Source organism: Pantoea sp. DY-5, assembly GCF_019795955.1.
In the GTDB taxonomy this organism is placed as follows: Bacteria; Pseudomonadota; Gammaproteobacteria; order Enterobacterales; family Enterobacteriaceae; genus Pantoea; species Pantoea leporis.
Window position 1 is genome coordinate 415,348 of sequence record NZ_JAIMIE010000003.1, and the last position, 22,116, is coordinate 437,463.

Sequence of the window (22,116 nt, forward strand, 5' to 3'; positions counted from 1 at the left end):
TCGAGGCATCGCATGACCAGCCTGCATCTGCAAAACGTTAAAAAGTCCTACGAAAATGTAAACGTGATTCATGGCATCGATCTCACCATTAACAGCGGCGAATTCGTGGTGTTTGTCGGCCCTTCCGGCTGCGGGAAATCTACGCTGCTGCGCATGATTGCCGGGCTGGAGGAGATCACCGACGGTAAGTTGCTGATTGAAGGCGCCGATATGACCGATCAGCACGCCACCGAGCGCGGCATCGCCATGGTATTTCAGTCCTATGCGCTCTACCCGAACATGACGGTGCGCGGCAATCTGGCCTATCCGCTGGAAGTGATGAAGCGCCCGAAAGCGGAAATTGAGCAGGCGATCAAACAGACCGCGGCGCGCCTGCATCTGACCGAATTTCTTGACCGCTTACCGCGCGCGCTGTCCGGCGGACAGCGGCAACGTGTGGCGATTGGCCGCGCGATAATCCGCCATCCGCGCATTTTTCTGTTTGATGAGCCGCTGTCGAACCTCGATGCCGAGCTGCGTTTGCAGATGCGCATTGAGATTGCTCGCCTGCACGCTTCGCTGGGCAACACCATGATCTACGTGACGCACGATCAGCTGGAGGCGATGACGCTGGCGGATCGCATCGTGGTGCTGCGTCAGGGCCGCATTGAGCAGGTCGGCGCACCGATGGCGCTGTATCGCGATCCCGACAACCTGTTTGTCGCCGGGTTTATTGGCTCGCCGAAGATGAATTTCCTCACTGCCGAAGTGGCCGCGATCGCGCCGGGCGCGGTGCAACTGCGGGTGCCGGCGCTGGGCATTAATCAGCTTACGTTGCCGATCGCCGCGTCGTGCCGCGAAGGGCAGAAAATCACGCTGGGCGTACGTCCAGAGCATTTCCAGCCAGTGAGCAGCAACGATGATGTCCTGAGTTTTAGCGGCGAGTTGTCGTTTAGCGAGATGCTGGGACACACCAATTATCTCTATCTCGATATTGGCGAAGAGAAGCTGCTGGTGATTGAGGAGCGTAACGTGGCGGAACACGCGATTGGCGAGCGGCTGAGTTATCAGCTGCGTGCCGAGCATTGTTTATTGTTTGATGAGCAGGGTTTGCGACTCAGATAAGGTAAAAGCCGCATCTTTTCGTCGCGGCGCGATAAATCGCGCCGCGACAGAATGGGCGGGGATTTATCGCGTGATTCATTATTGCGGTGCGATCTCTTCATCGGCCTGTGCGGCCAACAAATCCAGCAGCTTATTCACCGCAAACCCGGCAGCGCCCTGCGCCCACATGCGGTTGGATTCCGTAAGGAACTGCAGCGGCGTCATGTGCGGCGTCAGCTTCAAACGGTAAGTCTGGAAACTCTGCGTAACGTGGTCGAGCAAAATGCGCGAAGCCATTTGCGGCTCCATCGCCAGATACACCACGTCCGGATCGTAAGCCACCGACAGATTCGCCAGCGACATTCCCAAATGCTGCCCGGCCTCGGCCAGCGCGCTCAGCACCTCCGGCGTTGGACGCACATCGAGATCGCGCAGCGTGTGCGGCACCTCTTCTTTGCTGGTGGACGCCACGCGCTGCAGAATCGCCTGTGACGACGCCACATCCTCCAGCAGACGCTCAGAACCATCGCCCAGCAGCGAAACGCCAATCTCTCCGGCTTTGCCGTGACGACCGCGATAGAGCTGGCGATCAAGCAGAATTCCCGCGCCGATGCCTTTGCCAAAGGTGGCAATCACCGCCGACTGCGCATGGCCGAGCTGACCAAACACCAGCGCCGCCATTGCCAGCGCGTTCGCGTCATTTTCAATAAATACCGGCAGCGAGAAGCGCTCTTCCAGCAGATGGGCAATCGGCACGTTATCCCAGCCCAGCGCGCGTGACAGCACGCAAACACCGTTGCTGGCATCGACTAAGCCCGACAGCGCCAGACCAATCGCCCCAACCTTTTTGCCCTCAACGCCGCGCAAAAACTTCGCCAGCGCATCGCCGAGCTGCTTGGGCGTCATCGCGCCGGAAGGAATTTGCTGCTCGCCGATGATGTTGCCGCTGAGATCGGTCAGCACCATCAGATTGCGTTCGGCGTTGAGCTGAATCCCCACCACGCTGGCGTGATCCGGATTGAGGCCGAGCAGCGTTTTGGGCCGTCCCATCGAGACGCGACGCAGCCCTAACTCCTGCACGATGCCGCCGGTCAGCAGACGATTGGTGGCTTGCGACACCGTCGACATGCTCAGGCCGCTGCGCACTTTGAGATCGGATTGACTAATAGGCGCATTTTCGACAATCAGCCGCAGAATGCGCGCGGTTACGTTGGGAGCGCTCATGAGCCTCTTTATCTGAAGTTAAGCGGGAAGTGTCAGGCTGAACTGCGTGGCCAGGCGAAGCGCACCGCTTAGCGCATCGCCCTGCGGCGGCACCAGCAGCGCGGCGATATCCGCCGGTAGCCACGCCTGAATGGGCGCGGCTAATCCGCCCATCAAAGCCAGCTTGCCGTGGCTGCGCGCCAGCAGCGGCTGCACCATCTGCACGATATCCGCGGCGGATTGCTGCACCAGCGCTGTGCCGTTCACATCGCCCTGCTGCGCGGCAGCGAACACCTCAGGCACCACGCGGCCCCAATCAGCGGGTGTCGCCTGTTTCGACCACATCAGCAGCTGTTCCGGGCTGTTTTGATAGCTTGCCATGATGCGCTGCGTTAACGCCGAGGCGGGCACAATCTCTTCGTGCGCCAGTAGCGCCAGCCGCAGCGCGCGTTGGCCGAGAATCGCACCCGAACCGGCATCTGACAGGGCAAAACCCCAGCCGCCGAGCAGCGTGAAGTGCGTGCCATCCCAGGCCGCGCCCTGGCTGCCGGTGCCAATAATAAACACCGCGCCTGGCGCACCGGCGTGCGCACCGGCACAGGCGATTTCGACATCGGTAAACAGATAGCGCGCCTGACAGCGTGGCTGCCAGCTGGCGAGACGGCTTTGCACCGAGGCGACGTTCGCGCCCGCCAAACCGGCGACGATCACCGTGCGGTCGCGCGCTTCAACGGGTAAATTCGCCTGCGTAAATAGATCGTCAATGACCTGATCAATGGCCACGATGGCGGCATCAAACTGCGACCAGACGTTAGCGGGACCGCCTTTGGCTTCCGCCAGCAGGCGTCCGGCGCTGTCGGTCAGGCGTCCACGACAGTGCGTACCACCGCCATCAATACCCAGCATTAGTGATTGCACGCGCTTCCTCCTGCCAGTCCGAAACGGTATGACGCTTATAGATGTGCGAAAGATAGGGGAAAAAAACTTAAATCGCAATAATAAATAAATAGGCAATCCGTATAGTTAATTAAAATTTATATAAATCAAATGAATAACAATTTTTCACCATTTGAGATCCGCCACACGGATTGACATTAGTTTTTCTGTCGTAATAAGTTAGCGGTCAGATTATCAGCAGCCTGACAGGTCGGGCGGCTTAAAGGCAACGGGCTTCAGGGGTACAACATGAAAGTGGGCATTATTGGTCTGGGCTTTCGTCTTTCCCATGTGGTGAAAGAGTTCAACAAAGCCGACACAGCGTTTTCCGTGGTGGGTTATGTCGATCCCGCTCCGGCGGGATTACCGAATCTGCACAGCTTTGGCATCGAAGCGGGCACCGCGTTTGCTAGCGTGGATGCGCTGCTGCAACACGGCGGCTTTGATCTGCTGCTGGTGGGTTCGCCGAACTTTATGCACCTTGAACACATTCGTCAGGGCTTAGCGGCGGGCTACACGGTGTTCACCGAGAAGCCGGTGGTGATCAACGAAGAGCAGACCATGGCGATGGCGCAGCTGGTGCAGCAATATGGTCACGAGCGCATTCTGGTCGGTTTGGTGTTGCGCTACTCGCCGCTCTATCGCGACCTGCTCACCGCGCGTGATGAAAATCGCCTCGGCGAAATCACCTCAATTGAAGCCACCGAACACATCAAGCCGTATCACGGTGCGTTCTTCCAGCGCGACTGGCGTCGTCTGGAGAAGTACGCCGGCCCGTATATTCTGGAAAAATGCTGCCACGATATCGATCTTTACCAGGGTTTGGTCGGCGAGCGTCCGGTTCGTGTTGCCAGCTTTGGCGGACGCAAAAACTTCACCCCACAGCACGCGCCTAAAGGTGCGGTAACAGCGCAGTCAGAGGTGTATCACGTTAAACCGAGCGGCTGGTCGAGTACCGATGCGGTGTTTGACGGCGATGCCGACATCGTCGATTACCAAACCGCGCTGATTGAGTATGCCGGTGGCGCGACCCTCGCCTTCCACGCCAACCTTAATGTACCGGATGAGTTCCGCCGCTTCTGCGTGATGGGCACCGATGGCATGGCCGAAGGTGACTTCGTGCGTAACTACTTCCGCGTGCACAACGCGCGCACCGGTGCACGCGAAGTGGATACCGAGTATGACGGCAACGCCTATGACGGCCATTACGGCGCGGATGCGCTGATGGCAGAAGAGATAGTGAAACACATTACACAGGGAACGCCGCTGAAGGTTTCAGTGGTGGACGCACTGGAAGCGGGCCTCACTGCGATCAAAATCGATGAAGCGCGTAAATCGAAAACCGTGGTGGATATGACGGAGAGTTGGAAAAAATTTGACGCCAACCTGGGGAAAGCAGCAACCGCGTAAGACACGCGCAATAAATTGCGCCGCTACAATCCGTAGCGGCGCGATTCATCGCGCGATGTTGAAGTTAGGTAACGGTTTCGTTTTCCAGCTTCTGCCGCTTACGCAGATGCGGGAAAATCGTCATCCACACGCCCACCACGATCAGCGTGCCGATGCCACCAATCGCCGCCGCGGGCACTGCGCCCATCCATGCCGCCAGTAAACCTGACTCAAACTCGCCGAGCTGATTCGAGGTATTAATGAAGATGGCGTTGACCGCATTCACGCGGCCACGCATGTCATCCGGCGTATCGAGTTGCACCAGCGCGCCGCGAATCACCATGCTGACCATATCGAAGCCGCCCAATGCCGCCAGCGCGATCACCGACAGCCACAGCTGCGTGGAGAGCGCGAACACCAGCGTCGCAACGCCAAAACCGGCCACCGAGCCGAACATGATCATGCCGACGTTCTTTTCCAGCTTGTGACGACTCAGCCACACGCCAACCAGCAGCGCACCGACCGACGGCGCGCCGCGCAGGATGCCCAAGCCCCACGGCCCGGTATGCAGGATATCTTGCGCGAAGATCGGCAGCAGCGCGGTGGCGCCACCTAGCAGCACGGCAAACAGATCAAGTGAAATCACGCCGAGCACATCTTTGCGATCGCGGATAAAGCGCACGCCAGCAAACAGGTTCGGCAGATTCATCGGCAAGCGCGCCTGCGGCGGCCGCTCGTAGCGCAGTCGGCTCACCAGCACGATGGAGAACAGATAGAATAGCGCCGAGACGCCATACACCACTTCCGGACCGGCGACATATAGGAAGCCACCGAGCGTTGGGCCGATAATCACCGCCGCCTGTCCGCCCACCGAACTGGCGGCCATAGCGCGCGCCAGAATCGGCGGCGGTACCAGCGCCGGCAGCATCGAGGTAATCGCTGGCCACTCAAGCGCCTTGGCGACGGAGATCAGAAACACCAATCCCCAAATCTCGATCTTGCCCGCCCAGTTCATCAGCGTGAGCGCAACCAGCCCCAGCAGCGCCAGCCACTCAATAAATTGTCCGAGCAATACGATACGACGACGGTCAAGCTGATCGGCCAGATGCCCGGCGGGCAGCGCCAGCAGTACAGAAGGCAGAAACTGCATCAGACCGATCATGCCGAGCGCCATCGCGCTGTGGGTCAGCGCGTAGATTTGCCAGCTGACCGCGACCGAAAACATTTGAAAACCAAACGATGAACAGGTGCGCGCCAACCAAAAGGCGACAAACGACCTGTGCCGCAGCAATGAATCCTCTGCTGCGGAGACTGGAGAACCCATAGTTTTATCCCATCCTAAACAATTACATCGGTTAGCGTCGTTGCACCAACCTGGTGAAAAGCCACATTGCGGCTTCCGCTTTATTTTTTCAGGCCACAGAGTGCGGCATCTTACTGAGCCAGGCAATGGCTAGCCGTGCTGTTTAAAAACAGAAGCTTATCCAAAAATTAGCTAAGCGTGGAGCTCTTAATATTAGCAGGCTGATGGTTATGAGATGAAAATATCCAAAAGTTTCCCAATGTTGCAATAGCCGATTAATTCATCCTGCGTGGCGCCTAATATCTCTCTATCAGTGACAGTTAAAAAAAGGTGATCTTGATAAACAAAACGATCTATATTGACTGTGTTTAGATTTCATTATCCCGCCGTCCTTATAATAATTAAGACGCTCCAGTTAATTAATTTATTCACAGAGATAAATGGAAAACAGTTCTTATAATCCTTATGTTACTGAGCGCATCCATCGCTTCGACGGGGCGCTAGCTGGCGTGTGTTATTCAGCCCCCTTTATGCATTGCGAACAGGAAAACACAGCAATACTTAATGGACGCAACATAATTTCGCTGCATAATCAGTTGCCGAATACACCCGAATTAATAATCATCCCGTTAACGGGAAATAACCTTATGCGTTTTTTACAGGATCCGGAAATTTATTCCAGCCTGCAGGATGAGAATGTACAGCTGGCAATCAATTATGCCGATTTAGTTCAGCAAGATAGTGCTTTACGTAGGGCCGCAGAGCGTTTCTCATTTTGGCTCTATGATTTGGCACCGCCCGGCACCTGCTGGAAGAATATCGCTGCGTTTCCCTTTAGCGGTATTGCGCTGACCGAGGAGTTTTTTAATGATAATTATCTCAAGTTCAGCTTTCCCTTTCTGCTGGAATCCTGTCGTGAAAGAGAAGTGGAAGTAATATTACGTACGCCACAGTTAACGTTGCCTGCTGAGCACTATGCGCAACTTAATTTGAGCGGCTGGCAGGAACAACGCACCAGCAGCACGCTGTTTGAAGGGTAAACGTTTACACGAAGTGTTGCTCTTAGGTGTTATGGCCCGATCTAACCGGACATAACACCTTTATTCCCTCATAAAATGTCGCACTACTTCCCCTCAACGAGTGTAAAGCACTAAAAATATCAAACCCTTTAACGTTTTTAAGATAAAATTTAACGCAAAGGGAACATCTCGCCGCACGGAAAGCGTCGCTCGAACCGTTTCGTTATTTCGTACTCTATGTCGGGAAGCAACCCAACGCGTTGTTTCCTTTTTAGTTTTTAATGGCAAAGAAAGAGGTCAATATTATGGGGAAAGCTTCCTCATCTTTTGGCGTAATCCGTTTTCTCACAGTGCTGTTTGCACTGCTGACGGGCGCGTTTATGCTGGTTGGTGGCGTTTGGTTAGCCGCCATTGGTGGTTCCTGGTACTACGTTATTGGCGGTGTGGTCATGCTGATCACCGCTATTCTGCTGTGGCGCCGTAGCGGCTCAGCATTACTGCTGTACGCATTGCTGCTGTTGGCAACGCTGGTGTGGGGCGTGTGGGAAGTCGGTTTCGACTTCTGGGCGCTGGCACCGCGTACCGATGTGCTGGTGATCTTCGGCATCTGGCTGATTCTGCCGTTTGTGTATCGCGGTCTGAATAATGCCGGCAAAGGCGCTCTGGCGCTGCTGTCAGTGGCGCTGCTTGCCAGCGTGCTGGTGCTGGCGTGGGCGGTATTCCACGATCCGCAAGAGCTGAACGGTGAAATTCCAGCGGCAGCAGCCAATGCTCCGCAGGCACAGCCGCTGAGCAACATCGCTGATGCTGACTGGCCGGCGTATGCGCGTGACCAGCAAGGCACCCGCTTCTCCCCGCTGAAGCAGATCAACGCCGGTAATGTGAAAGAGCTGCAGGTTGCCTGGCAGTTCCAGACCGGCGATTTGAAGACGCCAAACGATCCGGGCGAAATCACCGATGAAGTCACGCCAATCAAAATCCGTGACACCCTGTATCTCTGCTCACCGCACCAGATTCTGTTTGCGCTGGATGCCAAAACCGGTAAGCAGAAGTGGAAATTTGATCCGGGCCTGAAGCCGAATCCAACCTTCCAGCACGTGACCTGCCGTGGCGTTTCTTACCACGAAGTCCCTGCTGCAGCTGATGCGGCTAATACCCAACCTGCGCTGTGCTCGCGCCGTATTTACCTGCCGGTAAACGATGGCCGCATGTTCGCTCTGGATGCGGAAACCGGTGAACGTTGTGCTGCCTTTGGCAACAACGGTGAACTGGATCTGCAGCACAAGCAGCCGGTATTGACGCCAGGCCAGTATGAGCCGACGTCGCCGCCTGTCATCACCGACACCACCATTGTGGTAGCGGGTGCGGTCACCGATAACTACTCTACCCGTGAGCCGTCAGGCGCCATCCGTGGCTTCGACGTTAACACCGGTAAACTGCTGTGGGTGTTCGATCCGGGTGCGAAAGATCCAAACGCGATTCCAGCGGATGAACACAGCTTCACCATGAATTCACCGAACTCATGGGCACCGGCGGTGTACGATCCGAAACTGGATATCGTTTACCTGCCGATGGGTGTGTCAACGCCAGATATCTGGGGCGGCAACCGCACACCAGAGCAGGAACGTTATGCAAGCAGCGTACTGGCGCTGAACGCCACCACCGGTAAACTGGTGTGGTCATATCAGACCGTGCATCACGATCTGTGGGATATGGACCTGCCGTCGCAGCCGACGCTGGCTGATATCACGACTAAAGATGGCAAAACCGTACCGGTGATTTATGCACCGGCGAAAACCGGTAACATCTTTGTCCTGGATCGTCGTACCGGTGAGCCGGTTGTCCCTGCGCCGGAAACTCCGGTTCCACAGGGCGCCGCCAAAGGTGACCACGTTGCACCTACTCAGCCGTACTCCGAACTGACCTTCCGTCCGAAACAGAATCTGACGGACAAGGACATGTGGGGCGCGACCCTGTACGACCAGCTGGTGTGCCGTGTGATCTTCAAGCGTCTGCGCTATGAAGGCCCGTTCACCCCGCCGTCTGAGCAAGGTACGCTGGTGTTCCCAGGCAACCTTGGCATGTTCGAATGGGGCGGTATCGCAGTTGACCCACATCGTCAGATTGCGATTGCTAACCCAATGGCGCTGCCGTTTGTGTCGAAGCTGATTCCGCGCGGTCCGGGCAACCCGATCGAGCCACCGGCTGACGATAAAGGCGGTTCAGGTACCGAAACCGGTATCCAGCCACAGTACGGCGTACCGTACGGCGTGGAACTGAATCCGTTCCTGTCACCGTTTGGTCTGCCATGTAAACAACCGGCGTGGGGCTATGTCTCCGCAGTTGATCTGAAGACCAACGAAACCGTGTGGAAAAAACGCATTGGTACGGTTCGCGATAGCGCGCCAGTGCCACTGCCGTTCAAAATGGGTATGCCAATGCTGGGCGGCCCAATCACCACCGCCGGTAACGTGTTCTTCATTGGTGCTACCGCAGATAACTACCTGCGTGCGTTCGACACCAACACCGGTGAAATGTTGTGGCAGGCACGTCTGCCAGCAGGCGGCCAGGCAACGCCGATGACCTATGAAGTGGATGGCAAGCAGTACGTTGTTATCGCTGCCGGTGGTCACGGTTCGTTTGGCACCAAGCTGGGCGATTATGTGATTGCTTATGCACTGCCTGATGCGAAGTAAGTTTTCGCGTTGAAGTAACAAAGCGGGCTTAGGCCCGCTTTTTTGTAGGGTCGCCATTTATGGCGACCTTTGCGAAAACCGCACAATATTATCTCGTGCGGTCATCATGAAGGTCGCCATAAATGGCGACCCTACGGGCGCGAGTGGTCATCATGTCGAACGGTTAGCGGTTACGCAGCACCCGCGCGTTTAACAGCGCGCACAGCGCCATAATCACGCAGGTCGCCAGAAACACCGGGCGCATGCCAAACGCACCGCCGATAAAGCCGCCAAACAGCGGACCTGAAACCTGGCCGACATACTGCGCCGAAGTGGAATAACCCAGCATCTTACCCACCTGCGACTGCGGCACGCTGTGGCGAATCAGCGCCGTAACGCACGGCATCAAGCCACCCAGCGCCATGCCCATCAGAAAACGCAGCACCACCAATTGCCACGCTTCGCGGATAAACGCCTGCGGGATCAGCAGCAGCGCGCAGGCTATCAGCCCATACACCAGCACGCGACCATGCCCGACGCGATCGGCCAGCCGTCCCAGACGTGGCGCGGAAATAATGCTGCCGAGCGCGGCGGCTGCCATCACCAATCCGGCGGTGACGGTTATTGCGTGATCGCCACTGACAAACTGGCCGATATACAGCGTGATGATTGGCTCAATCGACATATTGGCGAAAATCAGCAGCATGCCCGACAGCCACATCAGGCGCACCACCGGCAGATTCGGCGGTGCCTCATCGGCTGCACTGCTTTGCACGGTTTTCTTACCGGAGGAGCGCGGCACCTCTTTCAGTAAAAAGGTGGTGGCGAGGAAGGCGAGGAAAATCACCGCGCCGGTCAGCCAGAAGGTGTGACGAATGCCAATCAGCGGCGGCAACACGCCGCCCAGCAGCGGCCCCACCACGTTGCCCGCCATAATACCGGACGACAGCACGCCGAGCGCCCAACCGGTTTGCTCTTTTGGCGTTTGCGCCGCCACCAGAATGGTCGATCCCGAGGCGTAGCCGCCAAGCAAACCCGCCAGTAAGCGAAGCGCCACCAGCTGCCACGGCGCGGTGGCCATGCCAATCAGCGACATCGCAATCGCCATGCCAAGGCTGGCGCGGATCAGCATCAGTTTGCGGCCATAGCGATCGGCCAGTTTGCCCCATAACGGCGCGGTCAGGGCGGCGCTGAGGAAGGTGGCGCCGTAGGCCGCACCCGACCAGCGCGCAATCGCCGCGGGTTCCTGCACGCCGAGTTGCTGCACGTAGAGCGGCAGAAACGGCAACAGCAGCGTCATCGCCACAATGGTGCTGAACGAACCCAGCACGCAGACACACAAATTTCGCTTCCAGTGTTGCTGTTCGGGCGCTAACGCGAGTGGAGGTTGCTGCATGGTGATATCCCTGTTTTTTGCTTTTTTAGCAGGCTAACAGTGACGCTTCGCAGAAAACAGAGTAGCGCGGATAATTGCCAGGCGGCGCAGCATTGTTGCCAGATAACAACAATCACGCCGTGCTGAGGGTGTTGATTAACGCATCGCACAGCAAGGTGACCGGCGAAGAGGGTTGCGGCTGCTCTTTCAGCAACAGATAGCTGTGCAGGCGATCCATTTGCCACTCCGGCAGCACCTGCTGGATTTCGCCGCGCGCTAAGGCATCTTGCGTCATATAAGCGGGCAGATAAGCGATGCCGGTGCCTGCCAGTGCGGCATTAAGCAGCGCCATACTGTTGTTGGCGCGGAAACGGCTGTGCACATCCAGCGCCAGGCGCTGTTTATCACGGCGAAACGGCAGCGCGGCGGTGTGCGCGGGGCCGTGAAACAGCAGCAAGTCGTGGCGCATCAGGCGGTCGGGATGATCGATGGGCGCATGCGCCGCCAGATAATCTGGCGTGGCGTACAAGCCCCAATCAATGCTGGCGAGTTCACGATAGTTGGCCGCGTCGGGCGCACGCGCGCGGATCACAATCGCCACGTCGGCGCTGGGTTGCGGGTCATCGCTGGTGGTGAGGTCGAGATCGACGTTGATGTGAATATGGCGGCGAATAAAGTCATTCAGCGTCGGCACCACGCACTGACAGCCGTAGGTGATCGGCGCCTGCAAGCGCACGTTGCCTGCGGGCAGTTGATGTACCTGCTGCACAAAGGCGTCGGCGCGATGCATCTCTTCCAGCATGCGCACGCAGAACGGATAGTAAGCCTGGCCGAGCTCCGTCAGCACCACTTTGCGCGTGGTGCGCTGCAACAGCTTGATGCCGAGGCGCACTTCCAGTCGCGCCACTTCACGGCTGACGTGCGATTTGGAGACGCCTAAGGTGCGTGCGGCTTCGCTAAAGCTTTGCCGTTCCACGACGCGTGCAAACAGCATCATGGCGGAGAGATTGTCGCTGTTATCCATGTTCTCTGGCAGTTAAGAGAGTGAGAACAGCAGCTTACAACAAATCTCCGATCCCGGTCGCCATGAATGGTGCCCCTACGCAACGGCCAATGGGAACAATAAACGATCCGGCTCAACGCGACGCTGGCGGCGCAGCTGGCCTGGCGTCACCATGAAGTAGTTTTTGAAGGTGCGAGTATAAGCCTGCTGCGTATCGAAGCCGTAACTCATCGCCACCTGCAAAATCGCCTCATCGCTGTTAATCAGCGTCAGCGCAGATTCGGTTAACCGGCGCTGGCGAATGTACTCGGCCAGTGAAAAGCCGGTGTGCTGACGGAACAGACGTTGCAGATGCCAGCGGGAGTATCCCGAGCGGCGTGCGACTTCATCCAGATGCAGATCGTGCCCTAAGTTATTCTCTATCCAGTCCAGCAAACTACGGATAAATTCGCGCTGATTCATGGGATTCTCCTGCGTTGGCAATATGTCCAGTGCCGCCACAATAGCGCGTTAAATTTATCCCTTAATTAGCAGAAAATTAGCGCAGAATTAGCAAGCGGGAAAACGGGTATAATTCTGGCCTAATTATCTGTCGCTACACTGCGTTCAGTTAAGTTGGAGGGCATCATGCGTGTGCTGCTGGTAGAAGATGACGAAATGATTGGCGCCAATCTGCAGCAAGCGCTGGAAGCGGCAGGTTGGTCGGTGGATTGGGTACGCGACGGCGTGTATGCCAGCAATGCCTGGGCCGAAGGCGGCTATACCTGCGTGTTACTGGATCTGGGCTTACCGCGTGAAGATGGCCTGCAGGTGCTGCGTCGTGCGCGCACGCGCGGCGACATGACGCCGGTGCTGGTGCTCACCGCCCGCGATACCGTGCAGCAACGTATTCAGGGATTGGACAGCGGCGCCGACGACTATTTGCTGAAACCCTTTGATCTGCAAGAAGTGCTGGCGCGTATGCGTGCCATTACCCGCCGTCGCCACGGTGCAGCAGATTCTCTGCTCGGCAGCGGCGATGTGCAGATCGACATCATGACGCGCGAAGTGCTGTACAAAGGCCAGCGCGAACAGCTCACCGCACGCGAATATGCCCTGCTCTACGCCTTGCTGGAGCGGCCGGGCGCCATTCTTTCGCGCGAACAGTTAGAAAACCGCATTTACGGCTGGGGCGAAGAGGTCAGCAGCAACGCGGTGGATGTGCTGATCCACGGAATGCGTCGCAAACTGGATAACGAAGTGATCCGCAACGTACGCGGACTTGGCTGGCGGGTACCGGCAATATGAAACCTTTCACCTTTATGCGCTCGCTGCGTAACAAGCTGCTCGCCACGCTGGTGATTCTGCATCTGGCGATGATTGGCGGCGTCACCTGGTATTTCTATCACTGCTACGGCGACATGATGGGCACCATGAAAGACGACCAGCTCGCCAAGATCGCCGATGCGTGGGCCAGCAGCCAACGTATGCCGGCCCTAATGCCGATGGTGATGCATGAAGAGAAACTGAAAAGCACCTATATCGTCCAGCTGTGGGACGAAAGCAATCATCTGCGCGCCAGCTCCTGGCCGGGCCTGCATGCGCCATTGCAGCTGAAAAAAGGCTGGACCGATTTGAAAGTCGGAGACTGTGGCGACGACTGCGAATGGCGTGTTTACACGCGGCCCGGCGAGCTGGGCAGTGAAATTGGCAACATTCAGGTGCTACACAATATCGGCTACATGAAAAGTATTATGGTCAAGCGAGCGCTCTCCGCCATCATTCCGCTGGTGCTGATGATGCCGCTCTCACTGATTGTGATATGGCTGGTGGTGCGTGCTATTACGCGCGATTTACGCGTGGCGTCGCGCCATATCGCAGCGCAGGAAACCCTGCATCCGCATAGCGTTTCACCTGATGGTTTACCGGATGAAGTGCTGCCGCTGGTGGCAGCTTACAACGCCTTGCTGGATCGACTGCGCGCGGCATGGTCATCGCAGCGCCAGTTCCTTGAAGATGCGGCGCATGAGCTGCGCACGCCGGTCACCGCCGTGACTTTGCAACTGGAGAATCTGCGGCAACATATTCAACCCGGTGAAGCCAGCCGTCAGTTTGACCAGCTGGAAGCGGGCGTGACGCGCACGCGCCATCTGGTGACGCAGCTGCTGAATATCTCGCGTCAGGAAGATCAATCGGTGGTCGCCACAGTGGAAAGCATCGAACTGGACGACCTGCTGAAAGAGAGCATTGAGCAGCTGATGGTGGTGGCGGATAAGCGCGGCATCGATATCGGCTTCAACGGCACCACACACTATCGGCTGCACGCCAGCCGCTCCGATCTGCGCAGCCTGTTCGATAACCTGATTGGCAATGCGATGCTGCATACGCCAGAAGGCAGTTTGGTCGATGTGCTGCTGCATCGCGTCGGCAATCACACCGTGGTGGATATCGTCGATAACGGTCCCGGCATGGCGGAATCCTTTATCGAGCGTGCCTTTGACCGCTTCACCCGTTCGCCGGATGTGCAGGCGCAAGGCAGCGGACTGGGCTTGTCGATTGTGCGCAGCGTAGCGCAGAAACATCAGATGCAGGTTGCGCTGTCGAACCGCCACGATCCGCAGGGGCAGATTGCCGGCCTGCAGGTGCGCGTGACATTGCCATAAACTTCACCGTGCCGTAGCGGCGCAATTTATTGCGCAAAGTTGCTGTGGGCACGGTGCGACATCAAAACAACGCGATAAATCGCGCCGCGACATCCCTTTCCTATATCAAACACGTTTCCTGCTGTACGCGACACGTAAACGGTTGCGGGGTTCCGTTCGCTACACGGGTTTAATGTGATGGCGATCACATTTCCAGTGAATCAAACTGCAACACTTTTTGACAAACGTGACCAAAATCTATTTTCTATGCCTCTGTTACAGGCACATTACGCAAGCTTGAAAATCTGGCGATGCAGACCGGATACGACAACTCACTGCCCATCCCCTGGGATCAATTTCACCCGATCGCGGCGACGGCTCGGCGATCAAAAGCATGTGGTTAACAATAATGAAATATAAAGCGTTGATAGCAGGGGCCTTATTGGCCAGCAGCTGGACTGGTGCGGCACAAGCGGCAGACAGCGATCCGCAGTACGTTTCTGACTGGTGGCATCAGAGCGTGAACGTGGTGGGCAGCTACCACACCCGTTTTGGACCCCAGTTCAACAACGACGTGTACCTGGAATATGAAGCCTTTGCCAAAAAGGATTGGTTCGATTTCTATGGCTACCTCGATCTGACCAACTTCTTCGGCGTGGGCAACAGCAACGCTAACGGCGTGTTCGACCACGGTTCGCCGATGTTCATGGAAATTGAGCCACGTTTCTCCATCGATAAGCTGACCGGCACCGATCTCTCTTTTGGTCCGTTTAAAGAGTGGTACTTCGCCAACAACTACATCTATGACATGGGTCGCAACAGCGATAACCGTCAGAACACCTGGTACATGGGTCTTGGCACCGACATCGATACGCACAGCGATATCGGCCTGTCGCTGAACGTTTACGCTAAGTACCAGTGGGAAAACTACGGTGCGGCGAACGAAAACAGCTGGGATGGTTATCGCTTTAAGGTGAAATACTTTGTGCCGATTACCGATCTGTGGGGCGGCAAGCTGAGCTATATCGGCTTCACCAACTTCGACTGGGGTTCAGATCTGCGTGATAAGTCCGATCGTTCGCGCACCAGCAACTCGATTGCGTCGAGCCACATTCTGTCGCTGAACTACGATCACTGGCATGTTTCAACCGTGGCGCGTTACTTCCACAACGGCGGCCAGTGGGCTGATGGACAGGAGCTGAACTTCGGTAACGGTCCATTTGAAGTGAAATCGACTGGTTTTGGCTATTACCTGGTAGTGGGTTATAACTTCTAATTGAGTGTAACGGTCGTCATGAGATGGGTGCGGTTGGTGAAACGGTCGCCATGAGATGGTGCGGTTGGTGGAACGGTCGCCATGAATGGCGACCCTACACGTAGGGTGCGCATTTATGCGCACCTGGTTGAACACCGCACCCACCTAAATCTGCGGCTTATACGCATTCACCATCCACGGCACGCCGAACTTATCGGTCAACATGCCAAAGCCATTGGCCCAAAACGTCGGTGCCCAGCTTTTCGTCACCTCACCGCCCGCTGACAACGCATCAAACCAACGCTTGCCCTGCGCCTCATCCGGCGTGGATAAACTCACAGCAAAACCGCCATACGCCGCCTGCGGTGCGCCGTCACTCATCATTAATTCGCCCTGCCCGATACGCAGATGGGCATGCATGATCTGCTCCGGCGAAAAGCTCACGCCCGAGATGCAACCTTCATCCTCTACCGGCGTTTCATCCGGCATATCGCCATAGGTCATCTTGAACAGCAGCTCGCCATCGGTGGCGTCGAGGTAGAAGGCAATCGCCTCTTCGCAGCGACCGCTGTAAAACACATACGGGGTAACTTGCATGGTCTGTACTCCATAAGGGAACGTCCACTGCAAGTGTAGTGCGCATTATTTATACAGTTGCGAGCCGGGCCGCACTCTTACCTTTGCTGACAGTAGCGCCGGAACAGCTGCGCCATGTAGGCGCTCATCGGCGTCAACGCGGTGTCTTTGCGCTGGATAAGATAGAAAGTGGCTTTCGGTAAGGGTTCGTCGAGATCGAGGGAAATCAGCTGGCCGCCATGTGTAGGATCTTCAATCACATCGCGCGAAATAATGCTGACGAAATCACTCTGCGCCACCAGGCTGGTGCATGCCATAAAGGTCTCGCAGGTGACGACGATTTTCGGCGCCATGCCGCGCTCGCCAAACAGATCGTGCAGCAGCCGATAATAGCTTCCCTGCGGCGTCGGCATGGTCCAGTCGCAGTGCTGCAGCTCGGCCAGCGTGCGCGCGTGCGCCATCGGATGCCCTTTGCGCATCACCACTTGATAGTCGCGCTCCATCAGCCGTTCAAAAATTAACTCCTGATCGAGATGATTTTTATCGTAGGTATTGATGGTGAAATCCAGCTCGCCCTGACGCAGTTCATGCACCATCGAAACCAGCTGGCCTTCAACAATTCGCACCTTTACCAGCGGATACTCGCGATGAAACTGATTGATCACCTGCGGCATAACCGTGCGCGCAATACTGCCGCCCACGCCGATGTTGACGCGCCCGCCGGCTAATCCCAGCCGCTGCTGAATATCCTCCTGCGCCACCCGCAGCTCTTCCAGCACCAGGCTGGCATGCTTAAAAAAGTTATCACCGATATCGGTCAGCGTAACGCCCTGCTGTCGCCGCTCGAACAGGCGCGCGCCCAGCGCCAGCTCCAGTTCCTGAATCGCTTTGGTCAGCGCAGGCTGTGAAAGCCCGGACAAGCGGCTGGCGGCGCGGATGCTGCCCTGACGCGCCACGTCAACAAAAGCGCGCAGCTGATGAAGTTTGAGATTCGCAGACATAGTTTGGTGATAACCGTTGTTTATCAGTAGCAAGATATTCGCATCTTATGCGCGGCAAAACCAATGTGTAGATTCGGATGAATGCATAAAAAACCAACACAAAGGAAATGCCGATGAAAACCCTTTCTGAGCTCGTCAACGCGCGCATCCCGCAGATGCAGACCTGGCGACGCGATCTGCACCACTTTGCCGAATCGGGCTGGCTGGAGTTCCGCACCGCCACGTTGGTGGCTGAAGAGCTGCATCGTCTTGGTTATCAACTCAAGCTGGGCCGCGAGGTGATCGATGCCGACTCGCGCATGGGATTGCCCTCTGATGAAGTGCTGGCGCAACAGGAAGCGCGCGCGCTGGAGCAAGGCGCGCTGCCGCAGTGGATTAAACACTTCTCCGGCGGATTTTGTGGCGTGGTCGCTACACTGGAAACCGGTCGTCCCGGCCCGGTGATGGGTTTCCGCGTGGATATGGATGCGCTCGATCAGAACGAAAGCCACGCCGCCGATCATCTGCCAACGCGCGAAGGCTTTGCCTCCTGCAATCCCGGCATGATGCACGCCTGCGGTCACGACGGCCACACCACCATCGGCCTGGCGCTGGCAGGCGTATTGATGGAGATGAAAGCGCAGCTGAGCGGCACCATCAAAATCATTTTCCAGCCAGCGGAAGAAGGCGTGCGCGGTGCGAAAGCGATGGTAGCGGCCGGCGTGGTGGATGATGTCGATCTGTTCACCGCCATTCATCTTGGTACCGGCGTGCCCGCCGGCGAAATCGTTTGTGGCAGCGACAGCTTCCTCGCCACCACCAAACTCGACGTCAGTTTCACCGGCGTCGGCGCGCACGCCGGCGGCAAACCCGAAGAGGGCCGTAACGCCCTGCTGGCGGCGGCGCAGGCCACGCTGGCGCTGCACAACCTGCCGCAGCACAGCGGCGGAGTGGCGCGCGTCAACGTCGGCGTATTGCAGGCGGGCAGCGGGCGCAACGTGGTGCCCGATTGCGCGCTGATGAAGGTGGAAACGCGCGGCGTCAGCAATCAGGTCAACGATGATATCTATCAGCAGGCGCTGCGCGTGATCGCCGGTGCGGCAGCGATGTACGGCGTGGAATATGAGGTCAAACTGATGGGCGGCGCGCGCAGCTGCACGCCGAGCCCGCCGTGGGTGGCGTTCATCCACCAGCAGGCCGAGGCGCTGGGCATTTTCACCTCAGTGGTCGATACGAAACAGCAGGCGGCGGGCTCGGAAGATGCCACTTACATGCTGGAACGCGTGCAGCAGCGCGGCGGCCAATCCTCCTACGTGATTTTCGGCTGCGATCTGGCGGCGGGCCATCACAACGCGAAGTTTGATTTTGACGAAGCGATCATGGCGACCGCGGTGCAAACGCTGGCGACGCTGGCCCTCAATCACGCACAGTTTGGAGGCCAGCGATGAGCCACAGCGAATTTATTGATCGCTACATCAACCAAAATCAGCCACGTTTTGCCGCCCTCAGCGATGCCATCTGGGACGTACCGGAAACCCGTTTTGAAGAGACAAAGTCCTCCGCACTGCTGGCCGATGCGCTGGAGCAAGAAGGTTTTCGCGTGGAGCGCGGCGTCGGCAACATCGACACCGCGTTTATCGCCAGCATTGGCAGCGGCAAACCGGTGATCGCCATTCTCGGCGAGTTCGATGCGCTCGCCGGTTTAAGCCAGCAATCGGGGTGCGCCACGCCACAGCCGCTGGTGGAAAACGGCAACGGCCACGGCTGCGGACACAATCTCCTCGGCACCGCCGGTTTGGCCGCCGCTTTCGCCATCAAAGCCTGGTGGGCGCAACACGGCCAGCGCGGCACGCTGCGCTTTTACGGCTGCCCGGGCGAAGAAGGCGGCTCCGGCAAAACCTTTATGGTGCGCGAAGGCTTGTTCGACGATGTCGACGCGGCGGTGACCTGGCATCCTGAAGGTTTCAGCGGCATGTTCAACCTCAGCACGCTGGCCAATATTCAGGCCGCCTTCCGCTTCAAAGGCGTGGCGGCGCATGCGGCCAACTCACCGCATTTAGGGCGCAGCGCGCTGGATGCGGTGACGCTGATGAACACCGGCGCCAACTTCCTGCGCGAGCACATCGTGCAGGAAGCGCGTCTGCACTACGCGGTGACCAATGCCGGCGGCGTCTCCCCCAATGTGGTGCAAGCCGACGCCGAAGTGCTGTACCTGATTCGCGCGCCGCAGCTCGATCAGGCGCAGGATATCTATCAGCGCGTCATCAACATCGCCAAAGGCGCGGCCCTGATGACCGACACGCAGATGACGGTGCGCTTCGATAAAGCCTGCTCCAATTACGTGCCGAATCGCGCGCTGGAAAGCGTGATGGAGCGCTATTTGCATCAGTTTGGTTTGCCTGACTACAGTGAAGCGGAGCAGGCGTTTGCCGCCGAGATACGATCCACGCTAAGCAAAGACGATCTGCGCAACGCGCGTCTCAATGCGGCGCGCACCGGCGGTGAAGCGGGCGTTGCCTGGACAGAGGCGCTGGGCGACAAGATTTTGATGGATGAAGTGGCGCCCTATGCGGTGACGCGCGAGATCCTTTACGGCTCAACCGACGTCGGCGATGTGAGTTGGGTGACGCCCACTGCGCAGTGTTTTGCGCCCTGCTTCGCCTTTGGCACGCCGCTCCACACCTGGCAGTTGGTGGCGCAGGGCCGCACGTCCATTGCGCACAAAGGCATGTGTCTGGCCGCCAAAGTGATGGCCGCCACCGCGCTGACCTTGCTGCAGGATGATGAGGCGCTGGCGCGCTGCCGCGACGAGTTCCAGCGCGTGCGCCGCGAGCAGCCTTACGCCTGCCCGATTCCAGCGGATGTCACACCGTCGAAGTTGAAATAACCATGCGTTTTCCCGGCGCACACCTTGCGTCGTAGGGTCGCCATTTATGGCGACCGTCACCATGAACGCACGAAACAAATCGCCATTCCTGGCGACCACTGAAATACCAAAAAAATACAAAAAATATAGCCCCCAGCGGGCATGCAAACACAATAAGACGACATATGAGGACCTGCCATGGAAATAACAACGGAGAACCGCAGCCCCGGAAAGCTGTTTAGCTGGATTGAACGCGTTGGCAACAAAGTGCCGAACCCGTTTTTACTGTTCGTCTATTTGATTGTGGTGCTGATGGTCGCCACCGCCGTGCTCAGCAGCCTTGACGTAGCGGTGAAAAACCCGGCCAACGGCGAGCTGGTGCGGGTCAACAACCTGCTGAGCGTTGCCGGGATTCAGTGGATCCTGCCCAACATCATCAAAAACTTCAGCGGCTTCACGCCGTTGGGATCGATTCTGGCGCTGGTGATTGGTGCCGGCCTGGCAGAAAAAGTCGGCCTGCTGCAGTCGCTGATGGTGAAGATGGCTTCGCGCGTCAGCCGTCGCTACGCCAGCTACATGGTGCTGTTTATCGCCTTCTTCAGCCACATTTCCTCCGATGCCGCACTGGTGGTGATGCCGCCGCTCGGCGCGCTGATCTTCCTCGCGGTGGGACGTCATCCGGTGGCGGGATTGATGGCGGCGATCGCGGGCGTGGCCTCCGGTTTTACCGCCAACCTTTTGATTGTCACCACCGATGTGCTGCTGTCCGGCATCAGTAGCGAAGCCGCCAAAGCGGTGAGCGATACCGTACACGTTAGCGTGATCGACAACTGGTACTTTATGGCCAGTTCGGTGATTGTGCTGACCATCGCCGGTGCGCTGCTAACCGATAAGTTTGTCGAGCCGCGCCTGCCCGCGTGGAACGGCGGCAATAGCGATCGTCTGCCGCCGCTCACCGCGCTAGAGAATCGCGGCCTAAAAGCCGCCGGTATCGCCGCGCTGGTGTTTATCGCGCTGATGGTGCTGCTGGTGGTGCCGGAACACGCGCCGCTGCGCAATCCAAAAACCGGCGGCATTATTCCCTCGCCGTTTATTCAGGGCATCGTGCCAATCATCATCCTGTTCTTCTTTGTGGTGGCGATTGCCTATGGCGCGGTAACCAAACAGATTCGCCGCGCGGATGATATCCCGCAGCTGCTGGTGGATCCGATGAAGAGCATGGCGGGCTTTATTGTGATGGTGTTTCCGCTGTCGCAGTTCGTGGCCTTCTTCAACTGGAGCAACATGGGCAAGTTCATGGCCATTGGCCTGACCGATGTGCTAGAGAGCGCGGGCATCAGCGGCGCACCGGCGTTTATGGGCTTGATGTTCCTGTCGGCGTTTCTGTGCATGTTTATCGCCAGCGGATCGGCCATCTGGTCGATTCTGGCGCCGGTGTTTGTGCCGATGTTTATGCTGCTTGGCTTCCATCCCGCCTTTGCGCAGATGATCTTCCGCATCGCCGATTCTGCGGTGTTGCCGCTGGCACCGATGTCGCCATTCCTGCCGCTGTTCCTCGGCTTCCTGCAGCGCTATCAAAAAGATGCGCAACTGGGCACCTATTACGTGCTGATCTTCCCCTATCCGCTGGTGTTCTTCACCACCTGGATTGTGCTGCTGCTGGCGTGGTACGCGCTGGGTTTACCGATCGGTCCCGGCGTCTACCCAAGCCTGCACTAAGCCTGCGCCACGGATGGCGATCACTTTTCTGTGAACTGCAACGTATGTTGCCAAAATGTCACCGTCCCGCCTCTCGGCAACTCTCAGCGAATTTATTATCCTGCTATTCCTTC

18 protein-coding genes are annotated in these 22,116 nt (G+C 57.5%); 10 read left to right on the plus strand and 8 right to left on the minus strand.

Annotated features, from left to right (window positions below):
• The first annotated feature begins 12 nt into the window (after positions 1 to 12).
• Positions 13 to 1,104 carry an ABC transporter ATP-binding protein gene (locus K5Y30_RS12960; protein WP_101762344.1) on the plus strand — a complete coding sequence of 364 codons (1,092 nt, stop codon included), beginning with the start codon at positions 13 to 15 and terminating at the stop codon, positions 1,102 to 1,104.
• Positions 1,105 to 1,182: 78 nt separating this feature from the next.
• Here the strand turns inward: K5Y30_RS12960 and K5Y30_RS12965 are convergent, their stop codons facing one another.
• Together K5Y30_RS12965 and K5Y30_RS12970 are read right to left on the minus strand one after the other, a co-directional pair.
• Complete coding sequence (locus K5Y30_RS12965) at positions 1,183 to 2,307, minus strand: ROK family transcriptional regulator (protein ID WP_222211667.1); 1,125 nt, start codon at positions 2,305 to 2,307, stop codon at positions 1,183 to 1,185.
• Positions 2,308 to 2,325: 18 nt separating this feature from the next.
• Complete coding sequence (locus tag K5Y30_RS12970; RefSeq protein WP_222211669.1) at positions 2,326 to 3,204, minus strand: BadF/BadG/BcrA/BcrD ATPase family protein; 879 nt, start codon at positions 3,202 to 3,204, stop codon at positions 2,326 to 2,328.
• Between the two features lie 267 nt (positions 3,205 to 3,471).
• On the opposite strand from K5Y30_RS12970, the gene K5Y30_RS12975 reads away from it, so the two are divergent.
• The gene (locus K5Y30_RS12975) at positions 3,472 to 4,632 is read left to right on the plus strand and encodes a Gfo/Idh/MocA family protein (RefSeq protein WP_222211671.1); all 1,161 of its coding nucleotides are present in this window, start codon (positions 3,472 to 3,474) and stop codon (positions 4,630 to 4,632) included.
• A gap of 64 nt (positions 4,633 to 4,696) precedes the next feature.
• On the opposite strand, the gene K5Y30_RS12980 is transcribed toward K5Y30_RS12975, so the two are convergent.
• Positions 4,697 to 5,935, minus strand: coding sequence for an MFS transporter (locus K5Y30_RS12980; RefSeq protein WP_101762348.1), 1,239 nt, complete (start codon positions 5,933 to 5,935; stop codon positions 4,697 to 4,699).
• A 419-nt stretch (positions 5,936 to 6,354) separates the two neighbouring features.
• Between K5Y30_RS12980 and K5Y30_RS12985 the strand changes: the two genes are divergently transcribed.
• Entirely contained in the window at positions 6,355 to 6,954 is a 600-nt protein-coding gene (locus K5Y30_RS12985) for a hypothetical protein (RefSeq protein WP_222211672.1), read from the plus strand.
• A 284-nt stretch (positions 6,955 to 7,238) separates the two neighbouring features.
• Positions 7,239 to 9,629, plus strand: a complete 2,391-nt coding sequence (locus K5Y30_RS12990) for a glucose/quinate/shikimate family membrane-bound PQQ-dependent dehydrogenase (RefSeq protein ID WP_222211673.1) — start codon at positions 7,239 to 7,241, stop codon at positions 9,627 to 9,629.
• Positions 9,630 to 9,792: 163 nt separating this feature from the next.
• On the opposite strand, the gene K5Y30_RS12995 is transcribed toward K5Y30_RS12990, so the two are convergent.
• From K5Y30_RS12995 to K5Y30_RS13005, 3 genes are all read right to left on the minus strand, one after another.
• Positions 9,793 to 11,004: an MFS transporter gene (locus K5Y30_RS12995; protein WP_222211674.1), complete on the minus strand. Its 1,212-nt coding sequence runs from the start codon at positions 11,002 to 11,004 to the stop codon at positions 9,793 to 9,795.
• Between the two features lie 112 nt (positions 11,005 to 11,116).
• Positions 11,117 to 12,007, minus strand: coding sequence for a LysR family transcriptional regulator (locus tag K5Y30_RS13000; protein ID WP_222211675.1), 891 nt, complete (start codon positions 12,005 to 12,007; stop codon positions 11,117 to 11,119).
• 75 nt (positions 12,008 to 12,082) lie between these two features.
• Complete coding sequence (locus K5Y30_RS13005) at positions 12,083 to 12,448, minus strand: helix-turn-helix domain-containing protein (protein WP_008105596.1); 366 nt, start codon at positions 12,446 to 12,448, stop codon at positions 12,083 to 12,085.
• Between the two features lie 165 nt (positions 12,449 to 12,613).
• Between K5Y30_RS13005 and K5Y30_RS13010 the strand changes: the two genes are divergently transcribed.
• The 3 genes from K5Y30_RS13010 to K5Y30_RS13020 all read left to right on the plus strand — a co-directional run bounded on the left by K5Y30_RS13010 (position 12,614) and on the right by K5Y30_RS13020 (position 15,883).
• A complete protein-coding gene (locus K5Y30_RS13010; RefSeq protein ID WP_008105599.1) occupies positions 12,614 to 13,273 on the plus strand; it encodes a response regulator transcription factor in 660 nt (219 codons plus the stop codon).
• The gene (locus K5Y30_RS13015) at positions 13,270 to 14,628 is read left to right on the plus strand and encodes a HAMP domain-containing sensor histidine kinase (protein WP_137384992.1); all 1,359 of its coding nucleotides are present in this window, start codon (positions 13,270 to 13,272) and stop codon (positions 14,626 to 14,628) included. The genes K5Y30_RS13010 and K5Y30_RS13015 overlap by 4 nt, the downstream gene beginning before the upstream one ends.
• Before the next feature lie 388 nt (positions 14,629 to 15,016).
• Positions 15,017 to 15,883, plus strand: coding sequence for a nucleoside-specific channel-forming protein Tsx (locus tag K5Y30_RS13020; protein WP_176970110.1), 867 nt, complete (start codon positions 15,017 to 15,019; stop codon positions 15,881 to 15,883).
• A gap of 144 nt (positions 15,884 to 16,027) precedes the next feature.
• On the opposite strand, the gene yjdN is transcribed toward K5Y30_RS13020, so the two are convergent.
• Together yjdN and K5Y30_RS13030 are read right to left on the minus strand one after the other, a co-directional pair.
• Positions 16,028 to 16,459 (minus strand): VOC family metalloprotein YjdN, encoded by a 432-nt coding sequence (gene yjdN, locus K5Y30_RS13025; RefSeq protein ID WP_101762355.1) that lies wholly within the window; start codon positions 16,457 to 16,459, stop codon positions 16,028 to 16,030.
• A 77-nt stretch (positions 16,460 to 16,536) separates the two neighbouring features.
• Positions 16,537 to 17,439 (minus strand): LysR family transcriptional regulator, encoded by a 903-nt coding sequence (locus K5Y30_RS13030; RefSeq protein ID WP_176970108.1) that lies wholly within the window; start codon positions 17,437 to 17,439, stop codon positions 16,537 to 16,539.
• A gap of 113 nt (positions 17,440 to 17,552) precedes the next feature.
• Here K5Y30_RS13030 and K5Y30_RS13035 point away from each other — a divergent pair, with 113 nt between their 5' ends.
• From K5Y30_RS13035 to abgT, 3 genes are all read left to right on the plus strand, one after another.
• On the plus strand, positions 17,553 to 18,866 hold the full coding sequence (locus K5Y30_RS13035; protein ID WP_222185012.1) for an amidohydrolase: 1,314 nt from the start codon (positions 17,553 to 17,555) through the stop codon (positions 18,864 to 18,866).
• Positions 18,863 to 20,305 carry a M20 family metallopeptidase gene (locus K5Y30_RS13040; RefSeq protein WP_222185010.1) on the plus strand — a complete coding sequence of 481 codons (1,443 nt, stop codon included), beginning with the start codon at positions 18,863 to 18,865 and terminating at the stop codon, positions 20,303 to 20,305. The genes K5Y30_RS13035 and K5Y30_RS13040 overlap by 4 nt, the downstream gene beginning before the upstream one ends.
• 177 nt (positions 20,306 to 20,482) lie before the next feature.
• Positions 20,483 to 22,003: a p-aminobenzoyl-glutamate transporter gene (abgT, locus tag K5Y30_RS13045; RefSeq protein ID WP_222185008.1), complete on the plus strand. Its 1,521-nt coding sequence runs from the start codon at positions 20,483 to 20,485 to the stop codon at positions 22,001 to 22,003.
• Positions 22,004 to 22,116 lie beyond the last annotated feature (113 nt).

Coding starts and splice junctions, on each gene's coding strand:
- K5Y30_RS12975 (WP_222211671.1), top strand. CDS start 3,472: ATGAAAGTGGGCATTATTGGTCTGGGCTTTCGTCTTTCCCATGTGGTG.
- K5Y30_RS12985 (WP_222211672.1), top strand. CDS start 6,355: ATGGAAAACAGTTCTTATAATCCTTATGTTACTGAGCGCATCCATCGC.
- K5Y30_RS13000 (WP_222211675.1), bottom strand. CDS start 12,007: ATGGATAACAGCGACAATCTCTCCGCCATGATGCTGTTTGCACGCGTC.
- K5Y30_RS12995 (WP_222211674.1), bottom strand. CDS start 11,004: ATGCAGCAACCTCCACTCGCGTTAGCGCCCGAACAGCAACACTGGAAG.
- K5Y30_RS12960 (WP_101762344.1), top strand. CDS start 13: ATGACCAGCCTGCATCTGCAAAACGTTAAAAAGTCCTACGAAAATGTA.
- K5Y30_RS13010 (WP_008105599.1), top strand. CDS start 12,614: ATGCGTGTGCTGCTGGTAGAAGATGACGAAATGATTGGCGCCAATCTG.
- K5Y30_RS12980 (WP_101762348.1), bottom strand. CDS start 5,935: ATGGGTTCTCCAGTCTCCGCAGCAGAGGATTCATTGCTGCGGCACAGG.
- K5Y30_RS13005 (WP_008105596.1), bottom strand. CDS start 12,448: ATGAATCAGCGCGAATTTATCCGTAGTTTGCTGGACTGGATAGAGAAT.
- K5Y30_RS13020 (WP_176970110.1), top strand. CDS start 15,017: ATGAAATATAAAGCGTTGATAGCAGGGGCCTTATTGGCCAGCAGCTGG.
- K5Y30_RS12965 (WP_222211667.1), bottom strand. CDS start 2,307: ATGAGCGCTCCCAACGTAACCGCGCGCATTCTGCGGCTGATTGTCGAA.
- abgT (WP_222185008.1), top strand. CDS start 20,483: ATGGAAATAACAACGGAGAACCGCAGCCCCGGAAAGCTGTTTAGCTGG.
- K5Y30_RS13015 (WP_137384992.1), top strand. CDS start 13,270: ATGAAACCTTTCACCTTTATGCGCTCGCTGCGTAACAAGCTGCTCGCC.
- K5Y30_RS12990 (WP_222211673.1), top strand. CDS start 7,239: ATGGGGAAAGCTTCCTCATCTTTTGGCGTAATCCGTTTTCTCACAGTG.
- K5Y30_RS13030 (WP_176970108.1), bottom strand. CDS start 17,439: ATGTCTGCGAATCTCAAACTTCATCAGCTGCGCGCTTTTGTTGACGTG.
- K5Y30_RS13040 (WP_222185010.1), top strand. CDS start 18,863: ATGAGCCACAGCGAATTTATTGATCGCTACATCAACCAAAATCAGCCA.
- yjdN (WP_101762355.1), bottom strand. CDS start 16,459: ATGCAAGTTACCCCGTATGTGTTTTACAGCGGTCGCTGCGAAGAGGCG.
- K5Y30_RS13035 (WP_222185012.1), top strand. CDS start 17,553: ATGAAAACCCTTTCTGAGCTCGTCAACGCGCGCATCCCGCAGATGCAG.